A 22,561-nucleotide genomic window follows, 5' to 3' on the forward strand; every position below is an offset into this window, starting at 1 on the left:
GCGGTGAGGAACGGGCTGGTGCACTGCACGAGCAGGAGGACGTCCACGGGGATGCCGTTCTCCTTCCCCGCGGGCCCGGCCATCGCCCGGCCGGCCCCGCCCCGACCTCGCGGCGGTAGCGGCTCCCGCTCCCGCTCGCACAGCCACCATCCGAGACCACCGCACTCAGACAGACAGGATGCCGCGTCATGACCGCACCGGTGAAAGGCCCTGCCGGCTACTTCCCGTCGATCGAGAAGAAGTACGGCCGCCCGATCGAGGAGTGGAAGGAGCTGATCCGCACCTCGGCCCCTGACCAAACACATGGAACTCGCCTGCTGGCTCAAGTCCGAGCACGAGCTCGGCCACGGGCACGCCAACGCCCTTGTCGCCCACACCCTCGCCGAACGCGGGAGCAACTGACCCGAGGCCGGGCGTGAGTTCCGCAGCCCGCAGAACTCACGCCCGGCCCCGGGGTGCTGTCGGTTCTCGTGAACATCAAACACGCCGACCCCGGAACGCCTCCCAAAGCGATGAGCAACCGCTGTCGGTTCTCGCGAACAGAACCAAGGCGCCAATGCCGCCGGTGGACTCAGAGTCTTCCGGGCGAAGTCTCATGCCTCAGGGAGCCGGTCGAGGAAGCCGAGGACGGACGTGATCCGGCCGTCCTCGGCCAGCGTGACCGCATCCGAGCCGGCGACCGGCGCCGAGCCTTCGGTGGTGGACACCAGCTCCCAGCCGAAGCGGGCGATGTGATGGTTACCGTCCACATCACCGGCCAGCCTGAACTCAAAACCGGGGAACTGCTCGTGCACCGCCTGGATCACCGCGGCGATCTGCTCGTGGCCGCGCACGTCAGCCAGCGGGTCGGTGTAGGTGCCCTCCTCAGACCACGCCGCGGCAACCGCCTTGGCGAGCGCGTCGGCGTCGGTGGCGTTCCACGCCTCGAAGTAGCGGGCAACGGCGGCAGCGTAGATCGACATGGCGGGACTTCCGTTCCGGTGAAGTGACTTGACGGTCAGGTCAGTTGGACCGAGCCCCGAGCCGGAGTGCGCCGGCCCGGAACCCGATGGCTTCACTCTGCCGTGGCCCGCCCGGCGGCGCGATTACCGCCCAGGTAATCGAGCGGAGCAGCTCGGCAGCTCGCTGGGCTCATAACCCAGAGGTCGCAAGTTCAAATCCTGTCCCCGCTACCAACACACCGGCCCCCTCGACACCAACATCGACGGGGCCGGAAGCATGTGGAGCGCCGGGCTACGAAGTGAACTCACCGCCGTCCCTGGGCCGTCGGAGCACGTCGAGGGCTGACCTGATCGCCGCTCAGCGGGTATAGATCTGGTACTCGCCGCGGCTCCCCGGGCCGCAGGCACGGCATCGCGGCGACGCACGGACGCCCAGCTGTCGACGGCACCGTGGTGACGGTCCACCTGCCAGCGGACGCCGGGCAGTCGCCCTCAGCAGCCGTAGTTGCCCAACGCAGACGGGCACTCGAAGCAGTTAGACAGCATCGGGCAATGTGTGAGAGTTGACTCTCACACATTATGAGAGAACACTCTCACACCATGGAGCGTGGGAATCGCCTGGGCGATATCGAGATCACCGACCCGAAGGCCATGCGAGCGTTGGCGCATCCAGTACGGCTTGCGATCCTCGAGCGTCTGCAACTGCACGGGCCGGCGACGGCGACGCAGTTGTCACCGGATGTCGGAGCCACCCCGTCCGTGACCAGCTGGCATCTGCGCCACCTGGCGGGCTTTGGGCTGGTCCGCGACGCCGAGGCCGGAACGGATCGCCGGGAGCGGCGGTGGGAGGCTGCGGCACGGGGTTTCCGATTCGAGGTGCCGGAGGACGAAGAGGGCCAGTCCGCCGCACGGGTACTGTCCCGGGAGAGGTTCGCCCGCTCCGCCGGCCTGCCGCATCGGTGGGTGACCGAGACCGAACCCGGACTCGATCAGGTGTGGCGCAAGCCCGCGGGGCTGGCAAACACCCGCGTAGTGGTGTCACCCGAGGAACTCGCGGCCATCGAGGACGCGATCGAAAGCGTCCTCGCGCCCTATGTGACGCGCGACCCGGCGCAGCGGCCGAGCGGCAGCCGCGGCGTCCGGCTGCTGCGCTACGTCCTGCCGGAGGCCGCCGAGGAGCAGACGGTCGACACGGCATGAACTCCCCACAGGACACGGCCCCCTCGACATCACTCTGGCGGGACCAGCGCTTCGTTCGCTTCTGGGCCGGGCAGTCCGTTTCGCAGTTCGGCGACCGGATCTCCGAACTGGCGTTACCCCTGATCGCCGTGACGGCGCTGCACGCCTCGGCCAGCCAGGTCGCATGGCTGACTGCGCTTGCCTGGGCCCCAAATCTCCTCGCCATCGTACTGGGCGCCTGGGTCGACCACCGCGTCCACAAACGCCGCCTGATGATCCTCGCCGATCTGATACGCGCGTGCGTGCTGCTCACCCTGCCCGCCGCCTACCTGTCAGGCACTGTGACGCTTCTCCAGTTGTATGCCGTGGCGCTGCTGACCGGCGCCGCGGCGGTGCTGTTCAACACCGCCTATCCGCCCTTCTTCGCCCACCTCGTGCCACGCTCGTCCTATGTCGACGCGAACAGCAAGCTCAGCGCCAGCCGATCCGCCTCCTACGTCGTCGGCCCTGCCGTCGGCGGTGCCCTCGTCCAGGTCCTGACCGCGCCCGTCGCTGTGATCGCTGATGCCCTGTCCTTCCTGGCCTCGGCCGCCCTGCTTGGGCCGATACGGGTCGACGAACCAGCCACCGCTACCGGTGAGACGGCAGGACCTTCGCTGCTGCGGCGGGCCAGGGAGGGGCTGATCTTCGTAGTTAGTCACCCGGTACTGCGGGCAAGCCTCGGCTGCGCGACGACCCTCAACTTCTTCACATTCGTGTCAAGCACCGGCTTGACCGTCCTGTTTGCCGACCGGGTGCTCGGCCTTTCCGCAGGGACCATCGGGCTGGCATTCGGAATCGGATCATCCGGAGCTCTCGCGGGCGCGGTGATAGCCCCGAAGATCTCGCGACGGATCGGCGTGGGACGCAGCATCGCGGCAGGCGCCGTACTTTTCCCGGCCCCCATCGCCATCGCCGCCACCGCGAGCGGTCCCACATGGGCCCGCGCAGGGGCCCTGGGCGTTGCAGAGTTCCTCGCCGGAATCGGCGTGATGCTGTTCGATGTCAACCTCAACTCCCTGCAAGCCTCGGTGATACCAGACGGCATGCGCAGTCGCGTGGCCGGCGCCTACAGTACGGTGAACTACGGCATACGCCCCATCGGCGCCATCGTGGGAGGCATACTCGCCACCCTCATCGGACTCAGGCCCACCCTGATCACGGTCGCCGTCGGAGGAACACTGTCGCTGCTCTGGCTCCTCCCCTCACCGATACCGCGCATCCGCTCCCTGGCTCCGGACGATCCACTCGCCGCCGACGGCGGCACCGAGACAGACAGCCGACCCGTACCTCGATGAAACATAGGGCTACCGACCAAATGCGGTTCGCAGGGGGACGGAATGAGGCGGGGCTTCAGGTGATCGGGCGTCCACCTCGTGTAGGGCGGCGTGAGTGCCCTGCGGGGTCCCAGTTCGGGAGCGGGCGCGCTGCCGTGGGATCGCCGGCACCGGGCGAAGATTCCGTTCCCAGGCTGGCGTTTCTCCAGTTCGTTCGGTTGTCGACAACCTCGGCAAGAATGCCGACGTCCGGGAACAGCGACGCCCACATCGACGGGCTGCAAGCGGCTGGCCGGTGGATCACGGCGGGGTGAGATGTGGGCCCGCTGCAACGGGGAACTGGTGGACCGCGCGCGCCTGCGCTTCACGGTCACCGGTACCATCGGTTCACGGTTCGCCATCCCGAGCGGCGGCCGCACCGATCAGGTCGACGTCATCACCGACGACCACGGCAAAGCCACCGCCGACGTGGATACGCCCTCCTGATCAGGAGACGATTCCGATGAATGCCGTGGCGGATCGCGCCCCGTCTCTGCACCGATCCATCGATCAGTCGGGCGCCTGTAGGTCTGCGCGTCCCAGCATGTCGGCGAGGGGGATGCCGGTTCGTCCTGCCGCGATGCGACGGACGCGCAGCTGAGCTCGGGTGCGGGGACGGAACTTGGGTTCCTTGCCGCAGCCGCACGGCTCGCGGCCCTCGTAACGCAGTCCGGCGTTGAGAACCGCAGCCACGACGGTCCACGCCTTGGTGTCCCGACGCCGCGGTGCCGCGAAGTCGTGGCCGGCACAAACCATTGGCCTTGAGCATCGAGGGCATCGGTGCTCGCCGGAGCCGGGATGCCGCTTGAACGCGACACGGCAAGGCACGCACGCGTAATGCAGTTTGTAGGGCTTCTCGGCGTAGTAGCACACCAGATGAACGTACCAAGCAGCGTGGCGGCTGACGAGATCGTTTCGTGGCCCGGGTCATGGCTGGGTGAGGGCCCGGGCCCCTTGAATTCCCATCCGGTGCTCAGGGACTGGTCGGACCTGCTCAGTTGATCTCCCCACCTGTCGCGAGGCCCACGGCCCAGAGCGAGGACAGTCAACGACGATGTGTCGAAGTCCCCTTGGCCGCGCCGGTCGTGGGCTGCCAGACTTCGGCGGTGAGCATTCGGGGGGATGGTCGGCTTGGTCTGCAACCGTTCGCGACACGGCCGGTCGCGTTGGTGGCGGTTGTTCTCTCTGCAGCGCTGGTCGCACTGTCCGGGCGATATGGCTTCCACCGCGACGAGCTCTACTTCCTGCTCGCCGGCCGACATCCGGCCTGGGGCTACGTCGATCAGCCGCCGCTGACCCCATTGCTCGCCCGGGCCGGCGCCGCCGTCTTCGGTGCGAGCCCAACAGGTGTGCGGGTCGTACCCGCATTGCTCTCCGCATGCTCCGTGGTGCTGACCGCCCTGCTGGCCCGGGAGCTGGGAGCCGGCCGTGGCGGGCAGATTTTCGCAGCCGGGTGCTGTGCCTGCTCGGGGTACGTCCTGGCCATTGGCCACTTGCTGTCCACCAGCACCTTCGATCTGACCGCCGAACTGGGCGTCCTGCTCCTGACGCTCCGGCTGCTACGGACCCGCGACAGCCGCTGGTGGCCGGCTCTGGGTGCGGTGATCGGGATGACGCTGCTGAACAAGCAGCTCGTCCTCTCGCTGCTCCTCGCACTGCTGGCGGGTCTGCTGGCGGCCCGCCCCGGGCAGGAGACCACGCGGCGCCTCCGGCCCGGCAAGGCACGGCTGCTGCTCGGACCACTGCTCGCGCTGCTCCTCGCACTCCCCATCTGCGCACCCACGCTCTGGTGGCAGGCCACGCACGGCTGGCCCGAGCTGAAGGTGGCCCGAGTCCTCAGCCACGTCGACGGCGTGTCGGGACGGCTGCTGTTCCTGCCGCTCCAACTGCTCCAGTTCTCGCCCGTCCTCGTTCCAGTCGCGATAGTGGGCCTGCGTCGGCTGCTCTGCGACGATGAGCTGCGCTGGGCCCGGCCGGTCGGCCTCGCCTACCCGGTGCTCTGCGTCCTGGTGCTCCTCGGCGGCGGCAAGCCCTACTACCCGCTCCCGCTTCTGCTCGCCGTGACGGCGGCCGGCTGCGAACCCGTCGTCCACCGTGCCCGCCGGTCCTGGCGCACCCTCACCCCCCGCCTTCTCCTAGCGGCGGCCACCAGCGCCCTCGCCGCCCTGCCAGTACTGCCGGTCTCGGCGGTCGCGGTGACCGACGCCGTCGACATCGACCAGGGCGAGCAGGTGGGCTGGCCCCGATTCACGCGGGCCACTGCAGTCGCCTGGACCACGATCCCCACCGCACAGCGCGCCCACGCCGCCCTGCTCACCTCGAACTACGGCGAGGCGGGCGCCCTCGCCCATTACGGTCCCGCCTACGGACTGCCCACTGCCTACTCGGGCCATATGAGCCTGTACGACTGGGGCCCGCCCCCGGACAGCGACGACGGCCCCGTCCTCCTCGTCGAGCAGGCCGACGGTCAGCACCGTCTGGAACAGCCCTTCAGCGACTGTCGCACCGTCAAACGGATCGACAACGGCCTCGGCATCGACAATCAGGAACAGCACACAGAGGTGGTGCTGTGCACTGGTGCCCACCGACCGTGGTCCGTGCTCTGGCCGTCACTGCGCCAGTACTGACTCGCCGTCAATCGCTCGGGCCGGTCAAGGTGATCTGCCGTGACCGGTGCAGCACCTTCAGCCAGGCCGCCGCCCGCGCAGCGCCCGACGCGATCGAGGTCGCCGACAGGTGGCATTTGCTCCACTCGCTCGCCCGGGCAGTCGAACGAACAGCGCACAGCACCGCGCCTGCCTGCGCAAAGACGCCGAGAGTTCCCATCTGGATCAGTCCGAGGAGCCGTCGGATCCCGCCGCCCTGGCTGCGCTGATCGGACCGCCGGAACCGGCCGACCCACCCGACAGCCAGCTCCTGGCCCACGTCCGCCAGTGGCACGCCGACATCCACCAGTTACGAGAACGCGGCTGGATGATCAGCGCGATCGCCAACCGCCTGGGCCGAGACCGCAAGACCGTCCGCCACTACCTGGCCACCGACCTCGACCAGATCCTCGCCTCCGCACGCGAGCGCCGCCCCAACGGCCACATCAACCACTTCAAGCCCTACCTGCAACACCGCCTCCGCGGCGGCGCCACCAACGCCGCAGCTCTCTTCCGCGAGATCCGCGAACGCGGCTGCCGAGGCAGCCGCGTCGTGGAAGTACGTCGCGACCCTCCGCGCCGGCACGGCCGCCCCCGAACCGCCCCAGCCGGTGCCCAGCCCCCGCCGCATCACGACGTGGATCATGCGCCGCACCGACAGCCTGACCGACAGCCAGCGCCAGCAACTCGACCGGATCCCGGCAGCCTGCCCCGACCTGGCCACCACCCGCGACCTCGCCTACCTCGCCCACGAGTTCAGTACCATCGCCCGCGAACGCCGAGGCTACGACCTCACTCAGTGGATGGCGCGGGCCCTCGACCACGGCCCGCCACCGATCCAAGGCTTTGCCTCGTTCCTCCAGAACGACTGGGACGCCGTCGTCAACGGCGTCACCCTGCACTGGAGCTCGGGCGCCGTCGAAGGCCGGGTCACGCGCATCAAGCTGATCAAGCGACGGTCGTACGGCCGCGCTTCCTTCGGTCTCCTGCGGACACTCGTCCCCGCCCGACCACCCTGATCCCCACAACGTCAGACGCATCGCCCGCGCTTGGTCTTCGCACGCATACGCTCGCGCAGCTGGGCCTGGTAAAAGGCGGCCTGGTCGCCGCCGAGCCCGAAGTAGTCACAGATGTCGGCCACCGTTTCGGCGTCTTCCGCGCTACCTGTGAGCCCGATCTGGACGAGCCTCCAGAACCCCTGGTGAGCGTGGTTCCTGCACCCGTCGCCCAGGCCCGCTCCTTCTGGATCCGGCTCATAGTCGCCAGAGCCCGCAGCCACGAACCACAACGTCTGCAGTAGCACATCCCGGGCGAGTATCGAGAGTTCACCCGCCAGCGCGGCCATGATCACGCCAACTGCCGGCGGAGTACATTCGAAGATGATCGTGCTGTCCTCGACGTGACCATCGAGGGTGTACCCGATCATGTCCTGGGGCGTCCCAGCCGTGATGATCGCCTCGATCATCAGAGGCACATGCTCCGCAGAATCACCGCATCCGCACTCCAACGAAGCCCAATCGACCCGTCGCAGTTCCGCGCGCACCAGCTCACTGACCACCACCGCAGACCCCCCAATTGGCCACGCCGGACCCCCGTGCCTCGGCGCTAGCGATCAAGCATGGCCCAACTGTCTGCCCCACCTCCATCAGGTACTTCACGAAATATTCGCCACAGCCAAAATCACAGATCGTCATCACGGCGGAGCTCACACCCCCGCTTCGATGCTTCGACCGCATCACCGACTCCGCCCCCGACGACTCCTGCCCTGGCCGCCGCGCCGTCGGCGGCCCGACGCGGCAGCTGGAGGCCGTGGCGTGGGCCATGCCCTCGATGCACACCCCGCATCGGCCGCTGGATTGACCCATGATTTCGTGCCTTCAATGCACCATTCACCGGGTCTTTTCGGAGCATAGATTCAGTGGTGTCGCCGGGGACATCGGTCGGCGGAACTACTGAGACCCAGGAGTGACCATGACGTTCACCAGTGCTGCGAAGCCCGTCCTCGTCCGCACCGACGAGGCCGAGACACTGCAGGACGGAGCGACCAGCCTGATCACGCTGCTGGCCGACGCGAACGCCACCGGCGGTGCGCTGACCGCCAACCGCGCGACGCTGCAGAAGGGCTCGCCCGGTGCTCCCGCGCACTTCCACACCCGGGCCACTGAGATGTTCTATGTGCTCAACGGGTCCATGCGGATCCTGCTCGACGACCAGGTCCTCACGCTCGGCCAGGGCGACTTCCTGACCGTCCCTCCGACCGTGCCGCATGCCTTCGCGCCGGCCCCGGACAGCGAGGCCGAGATGCTCGTCGTCTTCACTCCGGGGATGGACCGGTTCGACTACTACCGGCTGCTGGAGCGGGTGTACCGGGGCGAGGCCTCGGTACAGGACATCCGCGACAGCTCCGAGCAGTTCGACAACCACTACTTCGAGAGCCCCGTCTGGCAGCAGGAACTCACCCGACACTGAACTCACGATCCGCGCACGGGGAACAAAGGTGCAATGACCGATCACAGTGGGGGCGGGGTACGCCCAGGCAGGGCCTCCCCGTGTGCGAGCACGCTTGATCGGGCCATACGGACCGTGAGCTTTCTCGAGCCCCGGGAAGGCGGGCGGATCAGCGCAGTCCGGCGAAGAGGTCGTTCTCGGGCACGGCCGCACCGGTGGTGTCCTGGACACGTACGAAGGTCTCGACGCCCATCAACTCGGTGAACCTTTTCTGGCCCATCTTGAGGAAGAAGATGTTCTCGCCCTGGCTGGCGTGCGCGGCCAGTGCATCGAACTTCTGACCACCGAACGCGGTGGTGTCCACCCAGGTGGTGATCTCCTCGTCGGGGAGTCCGATCTCGGCTATCGCGGCGGCCTCGGCGGGATCCGGCTCCTGCCCGTCCGCACCGAACTCGCGCATGGTCTCCCCGAACCGCTGCATCATCGAGCGGGGCGCCGTCGTCCAGTACACCTTCGGTGTCAGCACGGTCATCGCCAGCGCCGCCATCGTGATGCGGTTGGCCTGGATGTGGTCGGGGTGGCCGTAGAAGCCGTTCTCGTCGTAGGTGACGACCACATCGGGTTGGTGGCGCCGCATGAGTTCCGCGAGTCGGGCAGCGCCCTCCTCCACGGGGGTCCGCCAGAAGGATCCGGGGGCGTCGTTGGTCGGCCAGCCCATCATCCCGGAGTCGGCATAGTCCAGCATCTCCAGATGACTGACCTTCAGGAGGTCACAGCTTGCCTCGAGTTCCTGACGCCGCATCAAGGCGACGGCCGCCGGATCGTGCCCGGGATCGCCCGGCTTGACACCCCCCGGTCCGTCACCGCAGCTGCCGTCGGTGCACGTCACGAGGACCGTGCGGATGCCCTCCGCCGCGTATCGCGCGAGGACACCTCCCGTTCCGGTGGCCTCATCGTCGGGGTGGGCGTGCACCGCCATGAGCGTCAAGGGTCGGTCATTCATGAAACAGTCCTCCTGTGTGAAAAAAGCCTTGGTCCGAGTCTGCGGCAGGCGGGCAAGTGGCCGCCCCGATTTCGGGTGACCGGGCGTACCGCGGACCCGGGGGCCCAGGATCGCGTCGAGGCGGACGATCTTTTGGTCTCTCTGCTCCCCACCCGCGCGGCGCCGGTCCCTCGACCGGTGCAACAGTGCAACAGCGCCGGCCGGATCGGCTGTTCCCGCCGCACACCAGCCCCAGGGTGACTTACTCCATGATGAGTGGGCTCGGCTGGCGTCGTATCTGCCGACGAGTATCGGGCGGGGCGGGCAGTGGAAGTGCCATCGACGCCACTCGAAGATTATCTCAGTTGCCGAGGCGGGCTGATCCCGTCGATCCTCTGTACGTAGCATGCAGGACAGGGGGCGCATGGGGCTGGTTCTCTTCCCAGGCGATGGGGACAACAACAGTCCGGATGTCTCCTGGTCCTACAGGTGCTTTGCCACGTTTCGGCGGCGTCTGGCCCGGGCCGAGGGGTTCACGCTCTCCGAGATGTCGGGCTTCGGCGGCGATCGGCCATGGAGCGAGGTGTCCACCGTGCTGAAGCCACTGCTCGATCATCCTGATGACGGCGGTGACGACCTCACGCCTGCCGACTGCGCGGTTATCCTGCCCCGGTTGGAGGCGATCGCCGATGAGTGGGCGCAGGAGAGCAACGACCCGCTCCTCCAACAGGACATCGATGATGCCCGCCAACTGGCCGGCGTCTTGTGGCTCTGCGTCGAGAAGCGTGTCCCGCTGCTCTTCCTCTGAAGCCCGCAGACGTCCAAGCGTGCCTGGTCACTGGTGTGCAGGGCTGCCGGGTTGTGCGGCTCGCCAGGTGGCGGAATGCCATTCGCGGGTGCAACCGACGGAATTCGCTGATCTGCAGAGTTACACGGCCCACCACCCCCCCTTGTGGCCCCGTGCAGAAGTCTCCTTACTCGGGCGGGCCCGCCGCTTCTCACGTGAGAAGCGGGAGAAGACGTGCCTGCCCGGCCAGGCATTCCGCGTCATCCATCAGCAGACATGGCATGCAGGCGGCAATGAAGGCCGTGCGGTGGCCGGGTGCGCCCAGTCAGGGTCAGGCCCGCAGGTAAGTGAGGACGGCGAGGACCCTGCGGTGGGTCTTGTCCGTCGGAGGCAGGTCCAGCTTGGTGAGGATGCTGCCGATGTGCTTGCCGATCGCGGCTTCGGAAACCACCAGCTCCTTGGCGATCGCGCCGTTGGACTTGCCCTCGGCGATCAGTGCCAGCACCTCGCGTTCGCGCGGGGTGAGTTGCGCCAGCGGATCGCGGCGGCGGCGCAGCAACTGGCGCACCACCTCGGGGTCGACCACTGTCCCGCCGTCCGCCACCTTGTGCAGCGCTTCCACGAACTCCTCAACCTGGCCGACCCGGTCCTTGAGCAGATAGCCGACGCCTGATCCGTCGCCGGAGTCCAGGAGTTCGGAGGCGTACGTCCGTTGCACATACTGACTGAGGACCAGGACCGGGAGCGTGGGGCGCTTCTCGCGCAGCTGCACTGCCGCGTGCAGGCCTTCGTCCTGGAAACCAGGCGGCATGCGTACGTCCGTCACCACGATGTCGGGGGCATGCTCCTCAACCGCGGTGATCAGGGCCTGCGCGTCCCCGACGGCCGACACCACCTCGTGGCCGCAGCGGCTGAGCAGGCCGATGAGCCCTTCCCGCAGCAGCACGCTGTCTTCGGCCAGCACTACACGGAGCGATCGGCCGCCTTGGTCAACTCGCAAGGAAACTCCACACGCAACAGAGTCGGTCCACCGGGCGGACTGGTCAGGGCAAGTCTGCCATCCAGGACCGACACTCGGTCCGCGAGACCGGTGAGGCCGCTGCCCGCCGAGGGGTCCGCGCCGCCGCAGCCGTCGTCGCGCACATCAAGGAACAGGCGTCCGTCACGATGACCGCCGCTCACCTGCGCGCGGTCGGCCCCACTATGTTTGGCTACGTTGGCCAGCGCCTCGCAGACCACGAAGTACGCCGCGGACTCGACCGCCTGGGTTGGCCGGCCGGGCAGTTCGAGGTCGACGTCGACGGGGACCACGCAGCGGTCGGCGGCGTCGGCGACCGCGGCTTGAAGGCCGTAGTCCGTGAGCACCTTGGGGTGGATGCCGTGGATGAGCTCGCGCAGTTCCGCGAGCGCCTTGCCCGCATCCTCATGTGCCTTGGTGAGCTGGTCGGCGAGCGGGCCGGGCGGGGCATCGAGGCGGGCCAGCCCGAGGGCCATCGTCAGGGCCACGAGGCGCTGTTGGGCGCCGTCGTGCAGATCGCGCTCGATACGGCGCCGCTCGGCCTCGAAGGCATCCACCAATCGGACGCGGGAGCGGGCCAGTTCGGCGACCTTGGCGCCGAGCTCTCCCTCGCGGGAGGCGATCAGCAGCCGGGCCAGCTCGGCGCGGGCGCCCGCCGTGGCGCCGAGCAGGTAAGCGCCCAGGCCCATCAGGAGGAGACCCAGTACGGCGACGCCGAAAGCGGTCGGCCATGTGGTGACCGTCCACTGCTTGAGCACCTTCGCCTCGTGGCCGTCACCAACCGTGGTCATCAGCAGCGGGGTGGCGACCATGGACAGCGGGAACAGCAGGGCGGCCGTGATCGCCAGGGCGTCGACCGGCCACAACAGCCCGGCGAAGAGCAGCGCATACCCGAGCTCCCGCCAGGTCGCCTGTTCACGCAGCCGGGTGGTCAGCCAGGCCCACAGTCCCGGCGCGGTCGGCACCTGGTGCCGGCCGGACACCGGGTTGTGGTCGATCATGCGCAGCCTGCGCCGCTCCACCCAGGCCACCGGGATCCCGCTGAGGGCGACCACGACGAGCAGCGGCAGCCCCACCAAGACGATGGCGAGCGCACCGCAGACCGCTGCCACCGTCACGATCCCCACCAGGGCGGCGACGCCGGTCACCGCGCCGGTGAGCAGATACGCGGCGGAGCGCCAGGGCCAGGCCGACAGCAGGAAACCCGGCCGGGACATGGCCTGCCACACATTCCGAGGGTGCATGTGCATGACCGTAAGTGGCCTCATCGGTCGGTGCCATCGGTCCAGAGTCCGTATCTGGGGTAGGCCTGGCCCTACCCCAGATCTCGTTCTGGCCGTACTGCGTCACGAGGGGCTTCTGCGGTTTCGTGGAGGCACCAACGAGAGGGAGCAGGTGCCGGTGGGGGGAGACATGACCAACGATGCAATCCGATTGCGCTCCGTAACCCGGCGGTACGGCTCGGGCGGCACGTCCGTCACCGCCCTCGACCAGGTATCACTCGCCTTCCCGAGGGGGACGTTCACCGCCGTGATGGGCCCGTCCGGGTCCGGCAAGTCGACCCTGCTGCAGTGCGCCGCGGGCCTGGACCGGCCCACGTCGGGTTCGGTCATCGTGGGCGACACGGAGCTGACCGGGCTGGGCGAGACCAAGCTGACCCGGCTGCGCCGCGAGCGCATCGGCTTTGTGTTCCAGGCGTTCAACCTGCTGCCCTCGCTGACCGCCGAGCAGAACGTGGCCCTGCCGCTGCGACTGGCGGGCCGCCGCCCGAAGAAGGCACAGGTGCGCGAGGTGCTCCAACAGGTGGGACTCGGTGACCGGGCGCGGCACCGGCCGACGGAGATGTCCGGCGGCCAGCAGCAGCGGGTCGCCCTGGCCCGCGCCCTGATCACCCGGCCCGAAGTGCTGTTCGGCGATGAGCCGACCGGCGCGCTCGACTCGCAGACCGGCCGCCAGGTGCTGACCCTGCTGCGCGGCGTGGTCGACCGGGACGGCCAGACGATCATCATCGTCACCCACGACCCCGTCGCCGCCTCCTATGCCGACCGCGTCGTCTTCCTCGTCGACGGCCGTGTCAACGGCGAGCTGATCGGCGCCTCCGCCGAGGACATCGCGGCGCGCATGACCAAGTTCGAGGCGGCGCCGTGCTGAGCACTACGCTGTCTACCCTGCGCACCCGCTGGATCACCTTCGTCGGCAGCTTCGTCGCCCTCTCCGTGGGCGTGGCACTGATTGCCGTCATGGGGCTGGCCCTGGCGTCCTCGGTGGACGCGCCCGACCGGGGGCCGGAGCGGTTCGCCGCCGTACCGGTCGTCGTCAAGGGCCAGGACACCCTCGAGGTGCCCACCTCGATCGGCGACCGCACCCAGAAGCTCGCGCAGCCGCGTGCCGTGCCCGAGGCCGCGGTCGCGAAGCTGCGCGACCTCGGGACCGTCGTCGAGGACCGGTCGTTCCCGGTGCGGACCGAGGGAGGGCCCGCCGATCTGGTGGGCCACCCCTGGTCCACCGCAGCCTTCGCGCCGTACAAGCTCGACGCGGGACGCGCGCCCGAGGCCGCGGACGAGGTCGTTGTCAGCGGTGCCTGGGCCCGTCCGGGCACCCGGGTGCGGACCGACGGCGGCACCGTGCGCGTCGTCGGCACCGTGGCCGGGCTCGGCTTCGAGAACGCCGTGTTCTACACCGACACCCGCGCCGCCGAACTGTCGCCGCGCAGCCTCCGGCTCGTGGTCGACGCCGATGCGGCGGCCGTACGCAAGGCGCTGCATGGCAGCGAGGGCGTCCAGGTCCTCACCGGGGACGCGCGCCGGTACGCCGACGCCGACCCCGACCGGGACAGCGAGGCCCTCACCGCGATGACCGCCATGTTCGGCACGGCCGGCGGCGTCACCGGGTTCGTGTCGGTGTTCGTGGTGGCCTCGACCTTCGCGTTCGCGGTGGCCCAGCGGCGCCGCGAGTTCGGGCTGCTGCGCACCGCCGGGGCGGCTCCGGGGCAAATCCGCCGCATGGTCGTCTACGAGGCGCTTGCGGTGGGTGTACTCGCCTCGGCCGCCGGCTGTGTGCTCGGTTCATACGGGGCTCCGAAGCTCGCCAAGTGGGCGGTCGACGAGAGCCTTGCGCCCAGCTGGTTCACCATCGGCGACTACACCTGGCCCTACCACATGGCGTTCTGGACGGGCCTGTTCGTGGCCCTGTGCGGCGTGCTGGCCGCGTCCTGGCGGGCGGGGCGCACCGGTCCCACCGAGGCACTACGCGAGGCGTCCGTGGACACCCGGACAATGACATGGGGCCGCTGGCTGTTCGGCGCGGCCTTGCTGATCACCGCCGCGGCGACGCTGGCCCTGGCCCTGGTGACGAACCCGGGCGACCTGCTGCAACGCAAGACCTATGTGAGTCGGCCCATGCTGCTGATCACCGCGGTCGCGCTGCTCGCGCCGGTGCTGGTGCGGCCACTGACCAGGCTGATCGCCTGGCTACCGGCCCAACTGCCCGGCGCCGGCGGGATGCTGGTGCGGGAGAACGCCGCCGCCGGGGTGCGCCGCACCGCCGCCGTCGCGGCGCCCGTGCTGGTCACGGTCGCGCTGGCGGGCTCGCTGCTGGGCGCCACCGCCACCCTGAACGAGGCCAGGGCCACCGAGGTGCGCGAGCAGACGGCCGCCGACTTCGTGGTCACTCCGGCGGACGATGCCGGCTTCGACGAGGCGACGCTGAAGCGGCTTCGGGCCGTGTCCGGCACCGAGGTCTCCGCGAGCTCGTCGAGCGCCGTGTACGTCCTGGAGGAGAGCCTGGCGCTCATCAGGTCCGATGCCAGGGCCGACGATCCGGAGGCGCTCGCGGCAACGGCACATCTCCCGCTCGCCGCGGGAAAGGTGAGCGACCTGGACGACGACTCGATCATCGTCAACGAGGAGTGGGAGAAGCACACCGTGGGTGAGCGCGTGGACGTGTGGCTCGGCGACGGCACGAGGAAGTCCCTGAAAATCGCCGCGGTCATGACCATCGGCACCGGCAACAACGGCGTCTACGTCACCCCGCGCAACGCCCCCGCGGCGCCCGTCGACCGGGTCGACGTACGCCTCGACGACGGTGCCGACACGGCCACCGTGGCCGCCGGTCTGCGGGAAGCGGTGCGGGCGTCGAGCGGGGAGGTCCTCACCAGGGACGCCTGGGTGCGGGCGACGTACCCCGAGACCAACCGGACAACCCGGATGGGCTTCTTCCTGGTCCTCGGGATCGCCCTCCTCTACACCGGCATCTCGCTAGCCAACACGATGGTCATGGCGACGTCCGACCGGGTACGCGACCTGGCTGTGCTGCGGCTGGCCGGCGCCACCAGGTGGCAGGTGCTGCGGCTGGTGGGCGCCGAGGCGCTGATGGTGGTCACGGTCGGCGGACTGCTGGGAGCGCTGGTCGCCGGGCTCAACCTGATGGGCATGTGGAGCGCGCTGGGCCTGCTCTCGGTGTGGACACCCATCAAGATCCCGTGGGCGACGCTCGCGGCGGCCATGGGCGCCTGCGCGGTGCTCGCCGTGATCTCGGCGGTCGCTCCGGCCGGCCTCTCCCTGCGCCGCAGAGCGGTGGAGCTGGCGGGCGTACACGAGTGACCTCTGACCCTGCGCCAACCTGCCGGGATGCCAGACCTCGTGGATCACATTCTGGGACCAGCACGAAAAACGATCTTCGCGGGCAGTCGCATGAGTCCTGATCACCGTTGCGCGTCGGTGCCCCGATGCTTGCCCGGAGGGGCTGCGCCATGCCGGGAGGATGAGGTACCCCGATGGCGGTGGACTGAGGGCCGAGGAACGGACTCGGCGCGAGCAAGTCCGGCTCGCGGCGGCCGACCTGATCGCCGGGGCCGGTGACCGGGAGGTGGCCCGACGGTTCAGGGTGACCTGGATGTCGGCGAACCGCTGGCGGCGGGCGTTGACTTCAGGGGGTCGGCAGGCCCTGGCCCCCAAGGGTCCCAGCGGCGCCCGCTGCAAGCTCGACCCGGCCCAACTCCGTGTTCTGGACAGGGTGTTGAATGCCGACCCGGCCGCTGCCCGAAGCCCGGCACATCCTCCGCGGGCCCCGTACTCCACCCCTCGCATCGGCAATCCGATCCACGCCGTACGCCGCACCCGAACGGAACGCACCGAAACCGGGAATGGCTCACGGCTACTACGAGATTGAAACGTGCGAACCCTCCCTACGTAGTCTCGATCTAGACATTTAGGGGCGCATTCCGGTCCAGGGAGCCGCGAATGATTGCCATGTACAGCCGCCTTACGGGATCTTCGTGGGGCAAGCGTGAGAGACAATACGACAGAAGGGCCGCACGGAGGCAGGTGGATACGTTTTCGACAAGTCTTCATCTATCCGGCCGTGACGTGGCCTTCCCGTTCGAGCATCGAATGAAGGAGAACGTGTGATCTCAAGGACGAAAAGGGCTGCCCGTTCCGTGGTCGTGGCGTTCGCCGCCACCGCGGCGATCACGGTGGCCATGCCCACGGGCAACGCCTTCGCCATCGACCACGTCGAGTGCCGCGGCGGGGAGAACTTCCTCAAGATCTGGTCGCACTTAGACAATCGCACCAGCGTGGACTGCTACGCCAACAAGGGCCGGACCTCCTTCGGCAGCTGGTGGGTCGACCGCATTTCGACGGGCAACAACGATCTCATCTACTACGACGCCAACGGTGACTCGGTGCGCATCAATCGGTGGACCGACATCACTTTCCCGAGCCGCCCCCCACTGGTCAAGGACATCGAAATCCTTTAGTGGACGAGCGGGCCGGTGCCCCGGGAAGGCCGTGCCGACTCACGATCCTTCGCGGATTCAATCCCCCTCCGGGATGGAACTGAATTCATCACGGGGGTGAATTGACCTCTGCCCGGCTAATAGATGCAGGCCACGCGATTTCCGCGCGGCCTGTATCGGCATGTTCCGTACCGATTCCGGGGCCCAAGTCGCGGGCGTGCGAGGTCGAACGTCGCCGCCGTGGGATCACACTCCGGTGTCACGGCTCGCGCTCAGCCGTCCGCACTGCCGCCGAGGGACCTGTTCCCGCGCCGGTTTCCCCTGCTGCGTACACCACTGTCCCCGCGGCCAGCGTCACGGCCGCCACCGCACGGACCCCATGGGCCCACCGCGCTCCGCCCAGACCACACAGACGCGCCCACCGACGATGAAAGCTAGAACGCCGCCCGTCGTGAAGCAGTACATTGAGCATCAGAAGCGCCCCGTGAGCCGAGGTGAACAGTGCTGATCCATGCTCACGTGCGCGTCAGAGCAGTTCTGAGACGCCCTTCACCCCCGGCGTGAACGCCAGAGCACTGGTCAAGATCAAAGGTAGGTCGCTCGACGCAGGTCACCTCCTCCGCGCCCAGAGAAGGCGACCTGCCTGGACTCACTGCCGTCCCGAGACCCAGAACATCCTGCACCTCTAGGAGACAACAGCCCTGGTCAGTGGGGGCAATGCGGTCATCCCTAGCCTGATGCGCACGGCCCGTGCACCTGACCGCTAACTGTCGCCGCATGGGCCAGGAACTAGCCACCACACGAGGAGATCGTTCAGTGTCCCGATGGTCCGCCGCCCTGACTCAGGCTGGTGTCAGCGATCAGGGCATGCGGCGGGACTACGACGTCCAGCGCAAGCTCGTACGGAGGTACCGCCGTGAGGAGTACCTTGCGGCTCGCCTACTGCTTCCGGCCGCACTTCGCCCGTACGTCCTGGCCGCAGTTGCCTTCATGCACGAAACGGACCGCCGAATTGACCTCGGAGACCCCAGTGCTCGGCACGAGGCTCTTCGCTCCTGGAACAGTGAGGTGAGGGCGGTCCTGGGCGGCGCGAAAACCGAGCACGACACACTCCGGGCCCTGGACGACACAGTGCGGCGCCATCCGCAGATGGCCGTGCGCGTGCGCGACTTCCTGGACGGAACGCCCGTCGAGGCCGCCTGGCGCGGTTTCGAGAGCGAGGCCGAGTTGCAGACTTACGTGGACTGCTACTCGATGCCGGCCCTGATGCTCACGGCGTGCATCATCGGCCCGCTCCCAGGGGCTGAACAGTACGAGGCGTTCGAGAGGGGGTGCCGCCAACTCATCGAGGCGATGCAGCGCACCGACTTCCTGGCCGACTTGCCCGAGGACCTGACGCAAGGGCACATCGGCATTCCCCGGGACGAGCTACTGCGTCATGGTCTGGACGTTAAGGATCTTCGTGAACGGCCCGAGGCGTGCGTGCCGGCGATGGAGAGGGTGGTGAACGCCCAAGCGGCTCTTGCTGATCAAGTGTTCTCGCAGGCACGGGAGCTGCCCGCACTCGTGGAGCCGCAGTATCGCTCGTTCCTGCGCGCCCTGATGGCCGTCCAGAAATTGCGCCTTCAGGCCGTGAAGGCCGCCGGCGGCTCTGTCCTCAAGAGCGGGGCGAGCCCAGCCGCTTCAACGACTCTGAAGATCCTCTGGCAGGAGTATCGGGCGTTCAGGAAGCATCAGCGCTGAAGGTGTAGAAGCGGTGCACGGCCCCCCTGCACTGGGGTGCGCATTTGATTGTGCTCAAGGGCCGCGCACGGCGCGGGCTGGCCCCTTGGGTCCCTCTGTGTCTACGGCGCCAGCCAGCTATGGCCCTGAGTCGAGACCTGGAAGAGCAAGGCCCCGGTCAGAACGATGCCTCCGGCGGGGATCGGCTGACACCGGGACGGAGGAGGCTCCGTTTCCGACTGCGGGTCCGTATGGGCGTGCGTGGGGTGCTTTCATCCCGTACGCCATCGACCCAGGCTGGACTTGATCCGCATCACACAGGCCCTAGAAGCGCGGCTCTGCGCGCGCGATGCGGGAAGGTCCGGACGGGGGAAACAGCCACCGTGCGTCAAGCCGGACCACTGGTGGGCCAAGAGCTGCAGCGGAGGTATCCGTCCGAGGTCACTGCCGAAGACAGGGCGTCCCGGCCGATACCAAGGTAGCTGCCGTATGCACACATGCACGCTCCGCGCGCATCGCCTAGCGTGGACGGCAGCCGAGGTCATCACCCGTGGGTGGCGGCTGCGAGGAGAGGCGGGTGCCATGTCCGGCGGGCTTACTCCGGTGAGAAGATCACCGCAGGACCGGCGTGCTCAGGCCGCGGCCGTGCGCGCGTGGGCCAGACGGGGACGAACACTGCCGTCGGACGGTCATACCGATCGGCCTCCTCACGCTTGCCGCATCCATTGCCCTCGTGGTCACCGCACTGCTCCGACATACGGCTGCCCTGCTCCCGGTGAATCCCTCGGTCGTGTGCATCCTCGCACCCAGGAGTTCGGGCCGTGGTGGTATGACGCAAGATCAGATGTCAGCACCAGGCGCATCAACGACTCCACCTCAGGTCTGGCACTCCACCGCTGTACAAGCATCCGCATCGGTGCTCGGCCCCACTGGACACCGATGCCGATGAAGCCACGAATGCCGCACCGCCGCCCGGCTCAGTACGGCGCATCAAAGAACAGGGAGCATATGTGACCACCGCGGCCAACCCACTACCGTCTGCCGACCAGGACTTCGTCCACAACACGACGGCACTGCACAGCATCCAGATCGACGCGGCGAAATTGGCCAAGCAGAACACGGACGACGAGGACGTGCAGGCCTTCGCCAAACGCGTGATCACCGACTCCATCCGGCTCTTCATGCAGCTGAAGGCCGTCGCACCACACAGGGTGACGGTCCCGAAGGCCAACCACCACAGCGAACTTCTGAACTCGCTTCGGCCCCTGTCGGGCACCGAGTTCGACCACGCCTACGTGTCCACATTCGGCCTGGAACTTCTCGAGCGCGGCATCGCCGCGTACGAGACCGAGGTTGTCGACGGCGAAGACCCCTCACTGAAGAACGCCGCCCAAAACGCCCTGCCCACGCTTCGGGAGCACCACTCAATGGGACGGAAGCTCGCGCAGAAGATGGGTATCGCGAAGTGAGCTGTTGGACGACTTTCTGTATGAGCACGTAGGCGGGGGTCGGCGACCTCGCGGTGGACGAGGTGGAGGTGCAGGGTGCTCTGTGTCGACAGTGGTGCGGGGCCCATGCTCACGCCGTGGGGACATGGCCGGCCCGGGTCGCAGTGCCAATCAGCCCGGAGCGGGCCATGTCCAGCGCGCTGAGTCGCCGTGAACGGACGCATGGCCGTGTCTGGCAGCGGTCAGGGGATGTCGCTGGACCAGTCACAGGAGCCGGCAGCTCGCTCCTGTCTCCATTTGGCGCTGCATGCGGACTACTTTCCGTGACATCTTGGTCACGTGGACAGTGAAGCCGATGGCCGCACAGACGCGGAAGAGCGTCTCTTCAACCACCGAGGTCGGCGCCGTACTGCCGCGGCGGAGCCGGAGCTGCTGACTGTTGGTGTGGAGGAGGAGTACCTTCTGGTGGATCCGCTGACCCGGGAGGTGAGTCCACAGGGTCACAAAGTGGTGGCGCAGGCCTCCTCCCTGGGGCTGGGTGACCGCGTGGGTCCGGAACTGACCTGCTATCAGGTCGAGGCCCGAAGCGAACCGCACACCGCCATGGGCGACCTCGGCGAGCAGATCCGGTCGATGCGTGCCGTCGTCGCGACTGCGGCAGGGCGCCACGGTCTGAGAATCATGTCAAGCGGGGCGCCAGTGCTCGGACGGTCGGCTGCCCCCGCCATCTCGCAGAGCCCACGGTATGCCCGCAGCCTTGCGACCTTCCGCGCCCTGGACGATGAGCAGACGGCCTGTGCCTGCCACATTCACATCGGCGTTCCCGACTTGGCCCTGGCACTCGGGATCAGCAACCACTTGCGCGTCTGGATCCCGGTACTCATCGCCCTGTCGGCCAATTCGCCCTACTGGGCGGGGCGGGACACCGGCTACGCCAGCTGGCGCACCATGGCCCTGGCGCGCTGGCCGGTGGCGGGCCCGCCACCGTATTTCGAATCTCCCGGGCACTTCGAGGACCTCGTCGGCGGCCTCATCGAGACCGGCGCCGTCATGGACCGAGGCGGCCTGTACTGGGACCTCAGGCCCTCCAGCCATGTGCCGACCCTGGAGATCCGGGTGGCCGACGCCGCCGCCACCGCCGACGAGACGCTCCTGCTCGCGGCACTCGTGAGAGCCATGGTGGCGACCGCGCTCACGGCGATCGACGCCGGCGAGCCGGCACCGCGTCCGCGGCCCGAGATTCTGCGCGCGGCCTGCTGGCGCGCCGCCCGCGACGGTCTGGCCGGGGCAAGCATCGACCTGCCCACCAGCGGGCTGGTCCCCGCGAACACCATGGTCGAGCGCCTCCTGACCTGGATTCGCCCTGCGTTGGACCAGCTGGGCGACCTGGATCTGGTGCAGGCCGGATGGTCACGCCTGCGCGCCGACGGCAACGGCGCCGACCGCCAGCGCGCGGCCTACCTGCGCCGCACCAGCCTTGCCGATGTCGTCGACCATCTGATCGCCTCCACTGCAGGGCGTCACCGGTCACGTTCTTAGTCAGCGTGCACGGTCAGGTGGCCTGGGCTACTGCCGCGTGGCCGACGCCGCCTGCGACGATGACGCCCTCGGCGATTCGTTGCCACCGCCTACCGCGCCGGCAACTGGTCTGGATGAGCGAGGCAGCGGAAGGACACTGGCCACGGCGGATGACGCATGGCCGGCGTTGGCCGTGCGTGGGTCCCCGGCGTATGTGACGTCGGTGCTGGCTGGTCAGAAGCCGAGGGACCGCCAGCGGCATCGTCACGGCGACCCCATCGTGCTGCTTCTGAGAGCCCCCGAACTCAGGACGGTGTGACGTTCTCGGCTTGTGACTTCCTTCCGACCGCAGCCCGGGCCGGCCGCGTCGGCCTGGTACCCCGTTTCCGCGAGCCCGACGGGCGGGACACTGCCAGGACCAGCCGTGCCGGTGCAGGAGCCGCCACACCGCCGCCATCGAGAGTCGATCCGGAACTTTCAGGCGATCAGTGCTCTGATCCGGGCCAGGGCCCACCGCTGGTCTTCCCAGCCGTGCTCGGCGGGTCCGAGGGCCAACTCCTTCTTTGGCTCGGCGAGCTGGTCGCCGGACAGCTTGGGCAGTTTCGGCGGCCGGCCGAGGCGAGCCCAGCCATCCCGCCCTCCTTCCAGGCACGCCGCCGGCGTTCCACCGACCGCTCGCTCACCCGCAGAGCCCTCGTGATCACCGTGGTCCTCTCGCCGCGTGTGAACCGCTCGCCCGCCTCGTACCGCTCGTAAACCATTGGCCGATCTCATCATCCCG

22 protein-coding genes, 1 tRNA gene and 3 pseudogenes are annotated in these 22,561 nt (G+C 68.4%); 16 read left to right on the forward strand and 10 right to left on the reverse strand.

All coding sequences use genetic code 11. The annotated features are described in order from the left end of the window. Positions 1–188 precede the first annotated feature (188 nt). A pseudogene (locus ABZ471_RS38960) lies at positions 189–402 on the forward strand (DUF4287 domain-containing protein). 191 nt (positions 403–593) lie between these two features. On the opposite strand, the gene ABZ471_RS38965 reads toward ABZ471_RS38960, so the two are convergent. Further along, entirely contained in the window at positions 594–962 is a 369-nt protein-coding gene (locus ABZ471_RS38965; protein WP_359073416.1) for a nuclear transport factor 2 family protein, read from the reverse strand. A 141-nt stretch (positions 963–1,103) separates the two neighbouring features. Between ABZ471_RS38965 and ABZ471_RS38970 the strand changes: the two genes are divergently transcribed. From ABZ471_RS38970 to ABZ471_RS38990, 5 genes are all read left to right on the forward strand, one after another. Further along, positions 1,104–1,175 (forward strand) — tRNA-Met (locus ABZ471_RS38970). A gap of 366 nt (positions 1,176–1,541) precedes the next feature. Continuing rightward, positions 1,542–2,141 (forward strand): helix-turn-helix domain-containing protein, encoded by a 600-nt coding sequence (locus tag ABZ471_RS38975; protein WP_359073417.1) that lies wholly within the window; start codon positions 1,542–1,544, stop codon positions 2,139–2,141. Further along, on the forward strand, positions 2,138–3,457 hold the full coding sequence (locus ABZ471_RS38980; RefSeq protein WP_359073418.1) for an MFS transporter: 1,320 nt from the start codon (positions 2,138–2,140) through the stop codon (positions 3,455–3,457). The genes ABZ471_RS38975 and ABZ471_RS38980 overlap by 4 nt, the downstream gene beginning before the upstream one ends. Positions 3,458–3,778: 321 nt before the next feature. Then, the gene (locus tag ABZ471_RS38985) at positions 3,779–3,922 is read left to right on the forward strand and encodes a hypothetical protein (RefSeq protein WP_359073419.1); all 144 of its coding nucleotides are present in this window, start codon (positions 3,779–3,781) and stop codon (positions 3,920–3,922) included. 722 nt (positions 3,923–4,644) lie between these two features. Next, entirely contained in the window at positions 4,645–6,102 is a 1,458-nt protein-coding gene (locus ABZ471_RS38990) for a glycosyltransferase family 39 protein (RefSeq protein WP_359073420.1), read from the forward strand. 7 nt (positions 6,103–6,109) lie between these two features. On the opposite strand, the gene ABZ471_RS38995 is transcribed toward ABZ471_RS38990, so the two are convergent. Both ABZ471_RS38995 and ABZ471_RS39000 read right to left on the reverse strand, forming a co-directional pair. Next, positions 6,110–6,415 carry a hypothetical protein gene (locus ABZ471_RS38995; protein ID WP_359073422.1) on the reverse strand — a complete coding sequence of 102 codons (306 nt, stop codon included), beginning with the start codon at positions 6,413–6,415 and terminating at the stop codon, positions 6,110–6,112. A gap of 15 nt (positions 6,416–6,430) precedes the next feature. Beyond that, positions 6,431–6,766, reverse strand: coding sequence for a hypothetical protein (locus ABZ471_RS39000; protein WP_359073423.1), 336 nt, complete (start codon positions 6,764–6,766; stop codon positions 6,431–6,433). Between ABZ471_RS39000 and ABZ471_RS39005 the strand changes: the two genes are divergently transcribed. Next, the gene (locus ABZ471_RS39005; protein ID WP_359073424.1) at positions 6,765–7,139 is read left to right on the forward strand and encodes a transposase; all 375 of its coding nucleotides are present in this window, start codon (positions 6,765–6,767) and stop codon (positions 7,137–7,139) included. The genes ABZ471_RS39000 and ABZ471_RS39005 overlap by 2 nt on opposite strands. 11 nt (positions 7,140–7,150) lie before the next feature. Here the strand turns inward: ABZ471_RS39005 and ABZ471_RS39010 are convergent, their stop codons facing one another. After that, positions 7,151–7,585, reverse strand: a complete 435-nt coding sequence (locus ABZ471_RS39010) for a hypothetical protein (RefSeq protein WP_359073426.1) — start codon at positions 7,583–7,585, stop codon at positions 7,151–7,153. Between the two features lie 506 nt (positions 7,586–8,091). Here ABZ471_RS39010 and ABZ471_RS39015 point away from each other — a divergent pair. Continuing rightward, positions 8,092–8,589 (forward strand): cupin domain-containing protein, encoded by a 498-nt coding sequence (locus tag ABZ471_RS39015; RefSeq protein ID WP_359073428.1) that lies wholly within the window; start codon positions 8,092–8,094, stop codon positions 8,587–8,589. Positions 8,590–8,737: 148 nt separating this feature from the next. Here the strand turns inward: ABZ471_RS39015 and ABZ471_RS39020 are convergent, their stop codons facing one another. Continuing rightward, positions 8,738–9,571 carry a PIG-L family deacetylase gene (locus tag ABZ471_RS39020; protein ID WP_359073430.1) on the reverse strand — a complete coding sequence of 278 codons (834 nt, stop codon included), beginning with the start codon at positions 9,569–9,571 and terminating at the stop codon, positions 8,738–8,740. A gap of 232 nt (positions 9,572–9,803) precedes the next feature. Here ABZ471_RS39020 and ABZ471_RS39025 point away from each other — a divergent pair. Together ABZ471_RS39025 and ABZ471_RS39030 are read left to right on the forward strand one after the other, a co-directional pair. After that, positions 9,804–9,896, forward strand: a pseudogene (locus tag ABZ471_RS39025) (IS5/IS1182 family transposase); the annotation flags it as partial. A gap of 78 nt (positions 9,897–9,974) precedes the next feature. After that, a complete protein-coding gene (locus ABZ471_RS39030) occupies positions 9,975–10,358 on the forward strand; it encodes a hypothetical protein (protein ID WP_359073431.1) in 384 nt (127 codons plus the stop codon). A gap of 310 nt (positions 10,359–10,668) precedes the next feature. On the opposite strand, the gene ABZ471_RS39035 is transcribed toward ABZ471_RS39030, so the two are convergent. Next, positions 10,669–11,301, reverse strand: coding sequence for a response regulator transcription factor (locus tag ABZ471_RS39035; RefSeq protein WP_359073433.1), 633 nt, complete (start codon positions 11,299–11,301; stop codon positions 10,669–10,671). Then, positions 11,301–12,572 carry a sensor domain-containing protein gene (locus tag ABZ471_RS39040; protein WP_359073450.1) on the reverse strand — a complete coding sequence of 424 codons (1,272 nt, stop codon included), beginning with the start codon at positions 12,570–12,572 and terminating at the stop codon, positions 11,301–11,303. Before ABZ471_RS39040 ends, ABZ471_RS39035 begins: the two co-directional genes overlap by 1 nt. A gap of 196 nt (positions 12,573–12,768) precedes the next feature. Here ABZ471_RS39040 and ABZ471_RS39045 point away from each other — a divergent pair, with 196 nt between their 5' ends. The 3 genes from ABZ471_RS39045 (at position 12,769) to ABZ471_RS39055 (ending at position 17,113) form a co-directional block, all read left to right on the forward strand. Then, positions 12,769–13,506 carry an ABC transporter ATP-binding protein gene (locus ABZ471_RS39045; protein ID WP_359073435.1) on the forward strand — a complete coding sequence of 246 codons (738 nt, stop codon included), beginning with the start codon at positions 12,769–12,771 and terminating at the stop codon, positions 13,504–13,506. After that, the gene (locus tag ABZ471_RS39050; protein WP_359073436.1) at positions 13,500–15,956 is read left to right on the forward strand and encodes an FtsX-like permease family protein; all 2,457 of its coding nucleotides are present in this window, start codon (positions 13,500–13,502) and stop codon (positions 15,954–15,956) included. Before ABZ471_RS39045 ends, ABZ471_RS39050 begins: the two co-directional genes overlap by 7 nt. An 803-nt stretch (positions 15,957–16,759) precedes the next feature. Continuing rightward, the gene (locus ABZ471_RS39055; RefSeq protein ID WP_359073437.1) at positions 16,760–17,113 is read left to right on the forward strand and encodes a beta/gamma crystallin domain-containing protein; all 354 of its coding nucleotides are present in this window, start codon (positions 16,760–16,762) and stop codon (positions 17,111–17,113) included. 238 nt (positions 17,114–17,351) lie between these two features. Here ABZ471_RS39055 and ABZ471_RS39060 read toward each other — a convergent pair. Beyond that, positions 17,352–17,557 (reverse strand): annotated as a pseudogene (locus ABZ471_RS39060) (hypothetical protein). 402 nt (positions 17,558–17,959) lie between these two features. On the opposite strand from ABZ471_RS39060, the gene ABZ471_RS39065 reads away from it, so the two are divergent. The 3 genes from ABZ471_RS39065 to ABZ471_RS39075 all read left to right on the forward strand — a co-directional run bounded on the left by ABZ471_RS39065 (position 17,960) and on the right by ABZ471_RS39075 (position 21,801). Continuing rightward, entirely contained in the window at positions 17,960–18,835 is an 876-nt protein-coding gene (locus ABZ471_RS39065; RefSeq protein ID WP_359073452.1) for a squalene/phytoene synthase family protein, read from the forward strand. A gap of 989 nt (positions 18,836–19,824) precedes the next feature. Further along, positions 19,825–20,283, forward strand: a complete 459-nt coding sequence (locus ABZ471_RS39070; RefSeq protein ID WP_359073438.1) for a DUF4142 domain-containing protein — start codon at positions 19,825–19,827, stop codon at positions 20,281–20,283. Positions 20,284–20,601: 318 nt separating this feature from the next. Further along, positions 20,602–21,801, forward strand: coding sequence for a glutamate--cysteine ligase (locus ABZ471_RS39075; RefSeq protein ID WP_359073440.1), 1,200 nt, complete (start codon positions 20,602–20,604; stop codon positions 21,799–21,801). A 13-nt stretch (positions 21,802–21,814) separates the two neighbouring features. Here the strand turns inward: ABZ471_RS39075 and ABZ471_RS39080 are convergent, their stop codons facing one another. Continuing rightward, a complete protein-coding gene (locus ABZ471_RS39080) occupies positions 21,815–22,237 on the reverse strand; it encodes a winged helix-turn-helix domain-containing protein (protein ID WP_359073442.1) in 423 nt (140 codons plus the stop codon). Positions 22,238–22,265: 28 nt separating this feature from the next. After that, positions 22,266–22,541, reverse strand: a complete 276-nt coding sequence (locus ABZ471_RS39085; protein ID WP_359073444.1) for a helix-turn-helix domain-containing protein — start codon at positions 22,539–22,541, stop codon at positions 22,266–22,268. Positions 22,542–22,561: the final 20 nt, after the last annotated feature.

The organism is Streptomyces sp. NPDC005728, from assembly GCF_040630895.1.
GTDB lineage: Bacteria > Actinomycetota > Actinomycetes > Streptomycetales > Streptomycetaceae > Streptomyces.